General features: G+C 59.0%; 14 protein-coding genes. 9 read left to right on the top strand and 5 right to left on the bottom strand.

Annotated features, from left to right (window positions below; all coding sequences use genetic code 11):
• Positions 1–44 precede the first annotated feature (44 nt).
• The 7 genes from sucD to lpdA all read left to right on the top strand — a co-directional run bounded on the left by sucD (position 45) and on the right by lpdA (position 8397).
• The gene (gene sucD, locus GOW98_RS14705; RefSeq protein WP_170333348.1) at positions 45–926 is read left to right on the top strand and encodes a succinate--CoA ligase subunit alpha; all 882 of its coding nucleotides are present in this window, start codon (positions 45–47) and stop codon (positions 924–926) included.
• The gene (locus GOW98_RS14700) at positions 927–1667 is read left to right on the top strand and encodes a hypothetical protein (RefSeq protein WP_170333346.1); all 741 of its coding nucleotides are present in this window, start codon (positions 927–929) and stop codon (positions 1665–1667) included.
• Positions 1664–2206, top strand: coding sequence for a DUF805 domain-containing protein (locus GOW98_RS14695; protein ID WP_170333344.1), 543 nt, complete (start codon positions 1664–1666; stop codon positions 2204–2206). Before GOW98_RS14700 ends, GOW98_RS14695 begins: the two co-directional genes overlap by 4 nt.
• Positions 2203–5160 (top strand): 2-oxoglutarate dehydrogenase E1 component, encoded by a 2958-nt coding sequence (locus GOW98_RS14690; protein ID WP_170333342.1) that lies wholly within the window; start codon positions 2203–2205, stop codon positions 5158–5160. The genes GOW98_RS14695 and GOW98_RS14690 overlap by 4 nt, the downstream gene beginning before the upstream one ends.
• Before the next feature lie 3 nt (positions 5161–5163).
• Entirely contained in the window at positions 5164–6663 is a 1500-nt protein-coding gene (gene odhB, locus GOW98_RS14685; protein ID WP_170333341.1) for a 2-oxoglutarate dehydrogenase complex dihydrolipoyllysine-residue succinyltransferase, read from the top strand.
• Positions 6664–6665: 2 nt separating this feature from the next.
• Complete coding sequence (locus GOW98_RS14680; RefSeq protein ID WP_170333339.1) at positions 6666–6935, top strand: hypothetical protein; 270 nt, start codon at positions 6666–6668, stop codon at positions 6933–6935.
• 73 nt (positions 6936–7008) lie between these two features.
• The gene (gene lpdA, locus GOW98_RS14675; protein WP_170333337.1) at positions 7009–8397 is read left to right on the top strand and encodes a dihydrolipoyl dehydrogenase; all 1389 of its coding nucleotides are present in this window, start codon (positions 7009–7011) and stop codon (positions 8395–8397) included.
• A gap of 21 nt (positions 8398–8418) precedes the next feature.
• Here the strand turns inward: lpdA and GOW98_RS14670 are convergent, their stop codons facing one another.
• Positions 8419–8997: a TetR/AcrR family transcriptional regulator gene (locus GOW98_RS14670; RefSeq protein ID WP_170333335.1), complete on the bottom strand. Its 579-nt coding sequence runs from the start codon at positions 8995–8997 to the stop codon at positions 8419–8421.
• Between the two features lie 100 nt (positions 8998–9097).
• Between GOW98_RS14670 and GOW98_RS14665 the strand changes: the two genes are divergently transcribed.
• Positions 9098–9691, top strand: coding sequence for an NAD(P)H-dependent oxidoreductase (locus GOW98_RS14665; protein WP_170333333.1), 594 nt, complete (start codon positions 9098–9100; stop codon positions 9689–9691).
• Between the two features lie 9 nt (positions 9692–9700).
• Here GOW98_RS14665 and GOW98_RS14660 read toward each other — a convergent pair whose 3' ends face one another.
• The 4 genes from GOW98_RS14660 to GOW98_RS14645 are packed head-to-tail and all read right to left on the bottom strand — an operon-like array spanning position 9701 to position 12606.
• Complete coding sequence (locus tag GOW98_RS14660) at positions 9701–10306, bottom strand: pyridoxamine 5'-phosphate oxidase family protein (protein ID WP_170333330.1); 606 nt, start codon at positions 10304–10306, stop codon at positions 9701–9703.
• The gene (locus GOW98_RS14655; RefSeq protein WP_170333327.1) at positions 10293–11033 is read right to left on the bottom strand and encodes a lysophospholipid acyltransferase family protein; all 741 of its coding nucleotides are present in this window, start codon (positions 11031–11033) and stop codon (positions 10293–10295) included. The genes GOW98_RS14660 and GOW98_RS14655 overlap by 14 nt, the downstream gene beginning before the upstream one ends.
• Positions 11033–11932, bottom strand: coding sequence for a cell division protein FtsX (locus tag GOW98_RS14650; RefSeq protein ID WP_170333324.1), 900 nt, complete (start codon positions 11930–11932; stop codon positions 11033–11035). The genes GOW98_RS14655 and GOW98_RS14650 overlap by 1 nt, the downstream gene beginning before the upstream one ends.
• Positions 11929–12606: a cell division ATP-binding protein FtsE gene (locus GOW98_RS14645; protein ID WP_170333321.1), complete on the bottom strand. Its 678-nt coding sequence runs from the start codon at positions 12604–12606 to the stop codon at positions 11929–11931. The genes GOW98_RS14650 and GOW98_RS14645 overlap by 4 nt, the downstream gene beginning before the upstream one ends.
• 183 nt (positions 12607–12789) lie before the next feature.
• Between GOW98_RS14645 and GOW98_RS14640 the strand changes: the two genes are divergently transcribed.
• Positions 12790–13593, top strand: coding sequence for a zinc-ribbon domain-containing protein (locus GOW98_RS14640; RefSeq protein WP_170333319.1), 804 nt, complete (start codon positions 12790–12792; stop codon positions 13591–13593).
• Positions 13594–13607: the final 14 nt, after the last annotated feature.

Here is a 13607-nt window from a genome sequence, read left to right as displayed (position 1 = left end):
GAATTCTGGCAGGCTGAGGCCCGCCTAACAAAGGAGAACGCCAAATGGCAGTCCTCATCGACGAAAATACCAAAGTGATCTGTCAGGGCTTTACCGGCTCGCAGGGCACATTCCACTCTGAACAGGCCATTGCCTATGGCACCAAGATGGTCGGCGGCGTGACCCCCGGCAAAGGTGGGATGACACATCTTGACCTGCCCGTGTTCAACTCGGTCCACGAAGCCAAGCACGTGACCGAAGCCAACGCCAGCGTGATCTATGTTCCGCCGCCGTTTGCGGCTGACTCGATCCTCGAAGCGATTGATGCCGAGATGGAAGTGATCGTCTGCATCACCGAAGGCATCCCGGTTCTGGACATGATGAAGGTGAAGCGCGCGCTGGAAGGCAGCAAATCGCGCCTTGTTGGCCCGAACTGCCCCGGTGTCATCACACCCGACGCCTGCAAGATCGGCATCATGCCCGGCCACATCCACAAGCGTGGCTCGGTCGGCGTTGTGTCGCGTTCGGGCACCCTGACCTATGAGGCCGTCAAGCAGACCACCGATGTGGGTCTGGGCCAGTCCACCTGCGTGGGCATCGGCGGTGACCCGATCAAAGGCACCGAGCATATCGACGTGCTGGAATGGTTCCTGGCCGATGACGAAACCGAGTCGATCATCATGATCGGTGAGATCGGCGGCTCGGCCGAGGAAGAAGCCGCACAGTTCCTGGCGGATGAGGCCAAGAAAGGCCGCAGGAAACCCACTGCCGGTTTCATCGCAGGCCGCACAGCCCCTCCGGGCCGCCGCATGGGCCATGCTGGCGCGATTGTTGCTGGCGGTAAAGGCGGTGCCGAAGACAAGATCGAAGCCATGCGCTCGGCCGGTATCGTCGTGGCCGAAAGCCCGGCGCAGCTGGGTGAGGCTGTGCTGGAAGCGATTGGGTAAGTGACCAAGTACTGGGCATATGCTTTGAGGGCATTGCTCGATTCAAGGGCGGGCGGAAAGCGCCTGCCCTTTGACAGTAATTGGCCTCAGCTCATGACGGTGAAGTGGGTATGCGTGGCAGTCATAACGTTGTCTGCGCTCACCATGCAAAGCCAAGTTCAAGCTGCCAATGAAGACGCGTTTGGTGTCGAATTGGCCGAGCTATGCCGAATCCTTGTTCAATCAGACGAGCCAATTGCCGATAGTTTGCTTGACCATGGATTTGCCGTGGCTGACGGTACAGACTTGGACACCGTTGCGGGACACATGAGCTATAGAAGAAGACTAGAACGTGCGGCTGGCTCAACCTACGTCCCTGATCCCGCAAACTTTCCAGCTGAAAAAAACAGAACTTTGTCAACACTCAACAATTTGAGAAAAATCTCATTCACGAGTGTTCTAATCCACCCCGGAAACCCGAATTACTATGTAGAGACTCAAGAGAAACCGAAACGGGCCTGTAGCTTTACCTATGTCGGTGGCATGGTCGACTGGCCACAACGTCTCGGGTTCACTCAAGACAACTCAATCTCGTTTGAAAAAATGATCGGTGAAGGCCGGAATTTATCCATGAAAATTACGTATGGCCCGAATGAAAACGAACCGGATTTGGGGATATTGGTCGTAGCTGGCCCGAGCCTCAATGCTGGCTCGATATTTGGCGGCACTGAATTCATAGCCAGATGGTCGGTGAGCCGATGACCTTCTCCGACGCCATCCGAACCTGTTTCTCCAAGTTCTTCACCTTTTCGGGCCGTGCCTCGCGACCCGAATATTGGTTCTTTTTCCTGTTCATCGTGATCTGGAGCATTATCGCCGGGATCATCGACTGGCAGTTCTTCACTCAGGTCTCGGTCAGCCAGAGCGATGAGGTGAAATCTGTCACCGCCACGTCCTCGCAGCCGGTGCAAAGCATCGTCAGCCTGATTGTGTTCTTTCCGCATCTGGCTGTCGCGTGGCGGCGGATGCATGATACCGGGCGCAGCGGGCTGTATGCCTTGCTGCCGATCCTGCTGATCCTAGGTGCCGGGGCCGTTCTGGTCTTTGGCATCGGCCTTGCCTCCAGTTTCCAGCATGGCGGCAATCTGGATATCCTGTTCACCCGCGCCACTTTGCTGGTCGTCCTTCCGACACTGCTGATCCTGTTTGTGTCGCCCCTCCTGGTTCTGTGGTGGCTGACCCGCCCGTCTCAACCAGGCACCAACCAATACGGTCCCAACCCATATGAGGTAGCCCAATGACCGAACATACGCCCAATTCCGCGTTCCACGCCTCAAGCTTTATGCAGGGGCACAATGCCGAGTATCTGGAGCAGCTTTATGCCCAGTACACCAAGAACCCCGGGGCGGTCGATGCCGCTTGGGCCGAGTTCTTCAAGGCCATGGGCGACGCCACGCCGGACGTTCAGAAAGAGGCCGAGGGGCCGTCTTGGGCGCGCACCGACTGGCCGCCAATGCCTGCGGATGATCTGACCGGCGCGCTGACCGGCGAATGGGCCGAGATCGACGCAAAGGCCGCGGGCAAGAAGATCAAGGACAAGGCGGCGGACAAGGGCGTTCAGGTCAGCGACGACCAGATCAAACGCGCGGTGCTGGACAGTCTGCGGGCGCTGATGCTGATCCGGGCCTATCGGATCCGGGGCCATCTGGCCGCCAATCTGGACCCGCTGGGTATGCGCGCCGCCAGCACACATCCTGAGCTGGACCCCAAGACCTACGGCTTTACCGAAGCCGACATGGACCGGCCGATCTTTATCGACAACGTGCTGGGCCTGCAGATGGCTTCGATGCGCCAGATCGTCGAGATCGTGAAACGGACCTATTGCGGTACTTTCGCGCTGCAATACATGCACATCTCTGATCCCGAACAGGCCGCTTGGCTGAAGGAACGGATCGAAGGCTATGGCAAGGAAATCGCGTTCACCAAGGAAGGCCGCAAGGCGATCCTGAACAAGATGGTCGAGGCCGAAGGTTTCGAGAAATTCCTGCACGTCAAATACATGGGCACCAAGCGGTTCGGTCTGGACGGCGGGGAGGCGCTGATCCCCGCGATGGAGCAGATCATCAAACGCGGCGGCGCCTTGGGGATCAAGGACATCGTCATCGGGATGCCGCACCGCGGTCGTTTGAACATCCTCGCCAACGTGATGAGCAAACCCTATCGCGCAATCTTCAACGAATTCCAGGGCGGCAGCTTCAAGCCCGAAGACGTGGATGGCTCGGGCGACGTGAAATACCACCTCGGCGCGTCCAGCGACCGGGAGTTCGATGGCAACAGCGTGCACTTGTCGCTGACCGCGAACCCCTCGCACCTCGAGGCGGTGAACCCCGTTGTGCTGGGCAAGGTTCGCGCCAAGCAGGATCAGTTGAAAGACACTGACCGCACGGCCGTGATGGGCATCCTGTTGCACGGTGACGCGGCCTTTGCCGGTCAAGGTGTTGTGGCCGAAGGTTTTGGACTATCGGGTCTGCGCGGGCACAAGACCGGCGGCACCATGCATATCGTGGTCAACAACCAGATCGGTTTCACCACCGCACCACACTTCTCGCGCTCCAGCCCGTATCCGACGGATATCGCGCTGATGGTTGAGGCGCCGATCTTCCACGTGAACGGTGACGACCCCGAGGCCGTAGTGCATGCCGCCAAGGTCGCAACCGAGTTCCGCCAGAAGTTCCACAAGGACGTGGTCATCGACATCTTCTGCTACCGCCGGTTTGGTCACAACGAGGGCGACGAGCCCATGTTCACCAACCCGATCATGTACAAGAAAATCAAGACGCATAAGACCACCCTGTCGTTGTACACCGAACGACTGGTCAAGGATGGTCTGATCCCCGAGGGTGAGATCGAGGACATGAAAGCCGCCTTCCAGGCGCATCTGAACGATGAGTTCGACGCCGGCAAGGACTATAAGCCCAACAAGGCCGACTGGCTGGACGGGCGCTGGTCTCATCTGGACAAGAACAAAGAAGAATACGTGCGCGGCGAAACCGCGATCGCGCCGGAAACCATGGCCGAGATCGGCAATGCGCTGACCCACGCGCCTGAGGATATTGCCCTGCACAAGACCGTGGGCCGTCTTCTGGACCACAAGAAACAGATGTTCGACAGCGGCAAGGGCTTTGACTGGGCCACCGGTGAAGCACTGGCCTTTGGATCGCTGCTGACTGAAGGTTTCCCGGTTCGCCTGTCCGGTCAGGACGCGACACGCGGCACGTTCAGCCAGCGTCACTCGGGCTTTGTCCACCAGGAAAGCGAAGAACGGTACTATCCGCTGAACAACATCCGCGCCGGTCAGTCGAAATACGAAGTGATCGACTCGATGCTGTCGGAATACGCGGTGCTGGGTTTCGAATACGGCTATTCGCTGGCCGAACCCAACGCGCTGACCCTGTGGGAGGCCCAGTTCGGTGACTTCGCCAACGGCGCGCAGATCATGTTCGACCAGTTTATCAGTTCGGGCGAAAGCAAATGGCTGCGGATGTCCGGTCTGGTCTGTCTGCTGCCGCACGGGTTCGAAGGCCAAGGTCCGGAACACAGCTCGGCGCGTCTGGAACGCTTCCTGCAAATGTGCGGTCAGGACAACTGGATCGTGGCGAACTGCACTACGCCTGCGAACTACTTCCACATCCTGCGCCGTCAGTTGCACCGCACCTTCCGCAAGCCGCTGATCCTAGTGACGCCGAAGTCGCTGCTGCGCCACAAGCTGGCCGTCAGCAAGGCCGAAGAGTTCACCACCGGCTCCAGCTTCCACCGGGTGCTGTGGGATGATGCGCAGCAGGGCAATTCCGAGACCAAGCTGGTCAAGGACGACAAGATCAAGCGTGTCGTGATGTGTTCCGGCAAGGTCTACTACGACCTGTTGGAAGAGCGTGACGCGCGTGGCATCGACGATGTCTACCTGATGCGGATCGAGCAATACTACCCGTTCCCGGCGCATTCGCTGATCGCTGAGCTTGAGCGCTTCAAGGGTGCCGAGATCATCTGGTGTCAGGAAGAGCCCAAGAACCAGGGTGCCTGGACCTTTATCGAACCCAATATCGAATGGGTCCTGACCCGCATCAAGGCCAAGCACACACGGCCCCGTTATGTCGGTCGCGCCACCTCGGCTTCGCCTGCGACGGGTCTGGCCAGCCAACACAAAGCCCAACAAGAAGCGCTCGTGAACGAAGCGCTGAGCATCGAAGGAAAGTAAACGATGACCATTGAAGTTCGTGTTCCCACGCTTGGCGAATCCGTCACCGAAGCCACCGTTGCGACCTGGTTCAAGAAACCCGGTGATGCCGTGGCCGTGGATGAGATGCTCTGTGAGCTTGAAACTGACAAGGTAACCGTCGAAGTCCCCGCGCCGGCAGCAGGCGTGATGGGTGAAATCGTGGCCGCAGAAGGTGAAACCGTTGGCGTTGATGCCCTGCTGGCGACCATTGCCGCAGGCGAAGGTGCAACCCCGGCCCCCGCGCCAACTGCTGCCCCCGCATCCGAGGCCGCCCCGGCCGCAGGCGCAGGCAGCGTTGATGTGATGGTGCCCACCCTGGGCGAGTCGGTTACCGAAGCCACCGTATCCACCTGGTTCAAACAGGTAGGCGATGCCGTCGCACAGGATGAAATGCTGTGCGAGCTTGAAACCGACAAAGTGTCCGTCGAGGTTCCTGCCCCGGCCGCTGGCGTTCTGGCAGAAATCGTAGCTCCGGAAGGGGCCACGGTGAATGCCTCGGCCAAGTTGGCGGTGATCTCGGGAGCAGGCGCCGTTGCCGCCCCTGCCGCTGCTCCGGCCGCAGCCGCCGCTCCGGCAGCCGCCACCGCAGGCAAAGACGTGGCCAATGCGCCGTCGGCCGAAAAAGCGATGGCCGAGGCTGGTCTGTCCGCTGGCCAGGTCACCGGCACCGGTCGCGATGGCCGCATCATGAAAGAGGACGTGGCCCGTGCGGTGGCAACCGCTGCGGCTCCGGCTGCGGCCCCTGCGCCTGCACCGCGCGCGCCTGTGGCCGCCGAGGATTCGGCACGCGAGGAACGAGTCAAGATGACCCGCCTGCGCCAGACCATCGCCAAGCGCTTGAAAGACAGCCAGAACACCGCCGCCATGCTGACCACCTATAACGAGGTGGACATGACCGAAGTGATGGCCCTGCGCAACCAGTACAAAGAGCAGTTCGAGAAGAAGCACGGCGTGCGTCTGGGCTTTATGTCCTTCTTCACCAAGGCCTGCTGCCACGCGCTGAAAGAAGTGCCCGAGGTGAACGCCGAGATCGACGGCACCGACATCGTCTACAAGAACTTCGTCCACATGGGCGTTGCTGCCGGTACGCCCACTGGTCTGGTGGTTCCGGTCATCCGCGATGCCGACAGCATGTCCTTCGCAGCGATCGAGAAAGCCATCGCCGAAAAAGGCAAGCGCGCCCGTGACGGCAAACTTTCGATGGCCGAAATGCAGGGCGGCACCTTCACCATCTCGAACGGTGGTGTTTATGGCTCGCTGATGTCGTCGCCGATCCTGAACCCCCCGCAGTCGGGTATTCTGGGCATGCACAAGATCCAGGACCGCCCTATGGCGATCAACGGTCAGGTCGTGATCCGTCCGATGATGTATCTGGCGCTGTCCTATGACCACCGGATCGTTGACGGCAAGGGTGCGGTGACTTTCCTTGTTCGTGTGAAAGAGGCGCTGGAAGATCCGCGCCGACTGCTGATGGATCTGTAATGATGGCAACGCATGTATTGTGGCAGGCCGATGTGGCCGATTTCGACGCCTGGCTGAAAGTATTCCGCGAGGACAAGCCGATGCGCAAGGCTGCGGGCATCCGCGACCTGCATGTCTGGCGTGACCCGGATCAGGCAGATCACGCCATCGCCATGTTCGAGGTCACGAACCTGGACAAGGCGCGGGCCTTTTTCGGATCCGAAGAGCTGGCGATGCACCACGAACGCGGCGGCATTGCGCATATCACGATCAAGCTGCTGGAACCGGTTTGAAGAACGCACCGCATGTTCCGGTCACACCGGATCATGCAGCCACCGGTCAATCCGGTCGACTTAGGAGAGTATAATGGCAAACTATGACGTCATCGTAATCGGCGCCGGCCCCGGCGGCTATGTCTGCGCCATCCGCTGCGCCCAGCTGGGCCTGAAAACCGCTGTTGTCGAAGGGCGTGAAACCCTGGGCGGCACCTGTCTGAACGTAGGCTGCATCCCGTCCAAGGCTCTGTTGCACGCCAGCCATCAACTGCATGAGGCCGAGCATAACTTTGCCAAGATGGGCCTGAAGGGCAAAAGCCCCTCGGTCGATTGGAAACAGATGCAGGCCTACAAGGAAGAAACCATCGAGGGCAACACCAAGGGCATCGAGTTCCTGTTCAAGAAGAACAAGATCGACTGGCTCAAGGGTTGGGGCTCGATCCCGGCTGCCGGTCAGGTGAAGGTGGGCGATGAGATTCACTCTGCCAAAAACATCATCATCGCATCGGGGTCCGAGCCAGCGTCGTTGCCGGGTGTTGAGGTCGATGAAAAGGTCGTCGTAACCTCGACCGGTGCGCTGTCACTGGGCAAGATTCCGAAAAAGATGGTTGTCATCGGTGCGGGTGTGATCGGTCTGGAACTGGGCTCGGTCTATCAACGTCTGGGGGCCGAGGTCACCGTCATCGAATTCCTCGACGTGATTACTCCGGGCATGGACCCCGAGGTGCAGAAGACCTTCCAGCGTATCCTGAAAAAGCAGGGCCTGAAGTTCGTCATGGGTGCGGCGGTTCAAAAGACCGAAGCCACCAAGACCAAGGCCAAGGTCACCTACAAGCTGCGCAAGGATGACAGTGAACACGTTATCGACGCCGACACCGTTCTGGTTGCCACCGGCCGTAAGCCATTCTCAGACGGGCTGGGGCTTGAGGCTCTGGGCGTTGAAATGACCCCGCGCGGTCAGATCAAAGTTGGCGCCGACTGGCAGACCAACGTGCCGGGCATCTATGCCATCGGTGACGTCACCGAAGGCCCGATGCTGGCCCACAAGGCCGAGGATGAAGGCATGGCCGCCGCCGAGCAGGTCGCGGGCAAGCATGGCCACGTAAACTATGGCGTCATCCCGGGCGTGATCTATACATGGCCCGAAGTGGCGAATGTCGGCGAGACCGAAGAAACGCTCAAGGCCGCAGATCGCGCTTACAAGGTCGGCAAGTTCATGTTCATGGGCAATGGCCGCGCCAAGGCGAACTTTGCTGCCGACGGGTTCGTCAAGATTCTGGCCGACAAGGAAACCGACCGCATTCTGGGCTGCCACATTATTGGCCCGGCAGCGGGTGACCTGATCCACGAGGTCTGCGTCGCGATGGAATTCGGTGCCTCAGCCGAGGATCTAGCCCTGACCTGCCACGCCCACCCGACATATTCCGAAGCGGTGCGCGAGGCCGCGCTGGCCTGTGGCGACGGTCCGATCCACAGTTAAAGAAACCGACCCCGGTTGGGATCATGCGACCGGGGTCAACCAAGCATCCAGATACACTTCCAGCCTATCCGTGAATGTCTGTGCGGAATGCAGCGCGCAGAACTTCAGTGACATAGCTTGGATCGCAAAGGCCTGCACGCCTTCGGCCAAAAGGTCCGTTGAGACATCCTTGCGGACGTGCGCATCATCGAGCCACAACATCACAACGCGAAAATACCGCTCAAAACAATAGGCGACCGGTCCTATTTCTGAGATGGCCGTCGCACCTGAATACCTGATCAGCAAGTCAAACACGTATCGTTCGGATGTCATGAAACTGTGAACCGGTTCCAGCGCATGGATGATCTCTGCTACTGTTTTCGGGGAGCTTCCTGCTTCGGCCTGATCCAAACAAGCATTCAGCTTTTCCGCCATCAGGATTTCCATCAACGCATCTTTGTCGCGAAAATGCGCGAAGAAAGTACCTTTCGCTACACCAGCGGCCTGAACAACTTGCTCTACCCTTAAAGCTTCGTAACCACATTCTTTTGCGACTTCTTCAGAGGCTGTGATCAGGCGAGCTCGCGTCTTTAGCGTGCGTTTTTGAACTGTCTTTTGCATTAGCCCAGATTGCACAGGTTTTGACCGTGGTCAAATTTTTATTGACCGCGGTCACTTTTTAACTCTATAAAATGACCGCAGTCATTTTTGGAGAATCTCGATGCAGCGCAAGAAAATCCTCATCCTTGACGGACACCCTGCAGAAAGCAGCTTGTCCCGAACTTTTGCTCAAACTTACAAAGACGCCGCCCAAGAGCGTGGACACGATGTCCGGATGGTTCACCTGAGCGATTTGCAATTCGATCACGACTTCGGTCAGGGCAATTACCACGACTTCAAACCGTTGGAACCCGTACTGGAACAGGTGCTTCAAGATATCGAATGGAGCGAGCACCTTGTACTGACAACACCGATGTGGTGGGGCGGACTTCCGGCAAAGCTGAAAGGTTTGATTGACCGGGTATTCATTCCGGGTCGAACGTTCGACACACGGAACACGACCAAGATTGGATTCCCCGCCCCAATGCTGACCGGACGTACGGCACGTGTCATCCTTACCTCTGACACGCCGGGTTGGTTCATGCGGCTGATATATCGGCAGGCACTTATTCGACAGGTCCGCGACCAGATTCTGGGCTTTGTCGGATTCAAGCCAACCCGTTTCACCTATTTCGCAGGTGCCAGCTATCCAAAGCCCGGCAGTGTTGAGCGCTGGAATTCTAAAGTTGCAAAAATTGGCGCGGCAGCGATCTAGTGGTCGTGTTCACCACATCGTTCTTGCGGCGCGTGCACCCCATTCAGAGTCGTAGCGCGCGCCACCTTCATCTCCCTCGCTAACTTCCGCCAAAATCTCGCCAATAGTGGGCAGGTCGGCGCTTTCATCGCCCACGCTCCACGTCCGCGCCCGCATCATCGCGCGGGCGCATTGCGTGTAGATCTCAGAAATTTCGATGACGGCAACAGTTGCGGGTTGTTTTCCGTTCTTTTCGAACCGGGCACGCAGGGCAGAATCTGCCGTTAGTCGCGCCTGTCCGTTTACGCGGACAACGTTGTTGGAACCCGGCACCAGAAACATCAGCGCCACACGCGGATCACGCACGATATTACGCAGGGAATCCAACCGGTTGTTGCCACGCCAGTCCGGCAAGGCCAGCGTGTTAGGATCAAGCTCGAGAACGACCGGGCCATCGTCGCCGCGCGGGCTGCCATCGGTCCCTTCGGGGCCGACCGTACTCAGAATGCAAAGCCGCGAAGCCATGATCCATTTGCGGTACAGCGGTGTCAGGCTATGAGCCACCTTGCGCAGCGAGGGCGCTGCGGGCGTGCCATACAGCCCTTCGAGCGTTTCGATATCTTCAATGAACTCCATCCGGGTCAAACCCCACTTCTTTCATCAATGCATCAGACCGCGTTTCGATCACGTCTTCCAGCCGCCGCAGGAAATCCCTGCGCCCGACTCCCGGTTCGATCGGATCGAGAAAATCGACAATCGCCAGACCGGGTTTGCGCAGAACGCCTGTGCGCGGCCAGAAGACGCCGGCATTGGTCGCCACCGGAATGCAGGGGAACCCAAGCCCTTCATACAAAACCGCTGTGCCCACCTTGTAGGGAATGTGCACCCCCGGCGCGACACGGGTGCCCTGCGGGTAGATAACCAGCTGACCGGGTTCGGTGAATTCCTTCGAGACGTCCTTGACCATCTTGGCTACCGCAGCGCCCTTTTTACCACGATCGACCGGGATACAGCCAAGTCGCCGCGCATACATGCCGATGATCGGCGTCCAGAGCAGTTCTCTCTTCATGATGAACTTGCCGTGGGGCACCGCATCGAAAATTATGATGATATCGAGAAAGGATTGGTGCTTGGCTCCAACCACAACCTCACCCGTGGGCACGGCTCCACGGACCTCGGTGCGAATGCCCACCATCCAGCGGGCCAGCCACATGGTTGTGCGGGCATAGGTCTTGCAGGCCCGCAGCGCGCCACTTTTGGCGAACAATGCATAAGGGGCAAACACGATGCCCAGGACCAGCATCCAAGCGTAAATCACGATCATGAAAATCAGCGAACGGACCCATTGAAACGCTGTGGACATCACGAAAGCTCCTTCAATTTACGACTGGCGGCGGTCCAGGTGGCCAAAAAAGCAACGGTTGCGCCAAGCAGAGGGATTAACACAGGTAATATCCAACCTATCCCTTGAAACCCAAGACCTGTCAGAAAACCGCCCTCGGTTGAGGCTTCAGGCAACAGCAGCACGCCCGTCATGCCCAGCAAAACGCCGACCACAGCACCAAAAAAGGCGCGATAGGTAAAGCGTCGCACAAAGGCCCTGGCAATAAAGCTGTCGCGGGCACCTACCAGACGAAGCACCTCAATGATTTGGGCGTTGGCCGCCAGCGACGCGTTGGCAGCGAGTGTGATCATGGCCGCAGTCGCTCCACCAATCAGCAGGATCGAAACCCAACCCAACCGACGCAACGACATGGCTGCATCCACCAGCGGCTCGCGCCAACGGGTGTGGTCGTCCAGTACGGCACCCGGCACTTCGGCCCCAAGGCGCAGGCGCAGGCCGGTGGCGTCCAGCCCGGGCTCGCCTTCGATGATCTCGATCAGCTGTGGTATGGGCAGCGAGTCCAGCGGCAGATCAGGGCCGAACCACGGGGACAGCAGCGCGGCCTGCTCCTCGGTCGTCAACGCGCGGGCCGAGGCGACGCCGGGGGTTTGGCTCAGAACAGTCAAAGCGGCTTCGGTTTGGGCTGCCAACTGGTCGGCAGGAGCGTTAACGCGCAAAGTAGCGGTCCCCGCCAGTTCCGTCGCCCAGCGATCAGCCAGCCGTCCCGAAGCCAAAGATAGGGCCAACGCGAAAACCGCCAGAAAGCCCATCGCGCCGGACACGAACAGGGTCAGATGGGCGGTATAGCCAGTGGGCGGTACGACCCGATCAGCGCGGGCATCCCGTCGTAACAGGTTGCGGATCATCCCCTTGCTCATAGATCTGCCCCCGCAAGCTGGACCTGACGCTGTGAAATTCTCAGCACACGGGCCTGCACCTGACTTTTGGCAGCACGGATCAAGCTCAGGTCATGAGTGGCGATCAGCACGGTCTTGCCCATCCTGTTCAACTCGACCAACAGGCGCAGCAGGCGCTGGGACATTTCCCAATCCACGTTACCAGTCGGTTCATCGGCCAAAACCACATCGGGTGATAGGATAACCGCACGGGCAAGAGCGGCGCGCTGTCGTTCACCACCCGACAATTCCGGCGGGTGGGCATCCAACCGGGCGCCCAGCCCCACCCATGACAGCAATTCGCTCAGGTCTTCTCGCTTCGCAGTTTCAGCCTGTCCTGACACCATCAACGGCAGAGCCACGTTTTCCACTACGGTCATGTGATCAAGAAACCGGCAGTCCTGATACACAACCCCGATCCGGCGACGCAACAAGGCCATCTGGTCCCGATCCAGCCGAGCCACGTCCTGGTCGAAAGCACTCAGCTGCCCGGACGTGGGCAGTAGCGCACCGTAGCATAGCTTGAGCAGTGTGGTCTTGCCTGCACCCGATGGGCCGGTCAAAAAGTGAAACGATCCCGGTTGCAGCTGCAGGGACACATTGCTCAGCAATTCACCACCACCATAGGTGTAGCTGACATTTTCCAGCTCGATCACAAGGGCCCCCGTTTTAGTTGCCGCCCTTCTTGCCCGAGCGCGGTTGTGGTTTCAATGCCTGCACCGGGTCGAATTGGTGACATTTATGCTGCGAAACGGAAAACACCCTTTGCGGTCAGGTCTTAACTGAATATCATCGCTCAAAAAACAATTATCAGGTCGAAGTCCCGACCAGGAGGCAGCATGCGTCTTACGTGTCCGAATTGCAGCGCCCAATATGAGGTGCCAGACGAGGTCATTCCGGAAGAAGGCCGCGACGTTCAGTGTTCAAACTGCGAGAACACCTGGTTTCAACCCAAGTACTCAGGCGAAGCCGCGCCCGCGACGACCGTACCAGTTGCTGAAGACTCACCCGCCGCAGCAGAACCCGACCCCACACCTGCCGAGCCGGCGGCTGCATCCACCACCGAAGTGAAGGTAGACATCAAGCCCAGGTCCGCGCCAGAACCTGAGCCCACGCCCGAACCCACGGCTGCACCAGAGCCCGAGGTTGTGCCCGAACCCGAAGAGCCTGCCGCGACCGGTAGCGTCGATCCGGCGGTTGCCAGCATCCTTCAGGAAGAAGCCGCCCGAGAGGCTGATCTGCGCGCTCAGGAAAGCAGTAGCCTTGAGACTCAACCCGATCTGGCGCTGGATACCCCACCCGAACCCGCCCCGGAACGCGCTGATAAAGAGTTGACGGCAACAGAAACCGCAGAAGATGCGGGTCAGAAGGAAGCGTTGCCGGATGTCGAAGCGATCAATTCCAGCCTGCGCAGCGACGTAACCGCGGCAGAGGACACTGCCCCGCGCAAATCAGGTGGGTTCATGCGTGGGTTTTCTTTGATCGTGATTATCGGGGTTGTCCTGATATTGATCTATGGAAACGCACAACAGATCAGTGAGGCCGTCCCACAGGCAGACCCAATCCTGGAACCTTATGTAACGATGGTGGATCAGGCCCGGTTGTGGCTAGAGGCGCAGACCGCGGGTACGGCGCAGAACTGACACCGTTACGAAGC

The sequence above is a fragment of the Ruegeria arenilitoris genome, assembly GCF_013032445.1.
GTDB classification, from domain to species: Bacteria; Pseudomonadota; Alphaproteobacteria; order Rhodobacterales; family Rhodobacteraceae; genus Ruegeria; species Ruegeria arenilitoris_F.
Note: the sequence above shows the minus strand (reverse complement) of the source record. Positions and strands in the feature narration are given on the sequence as shown.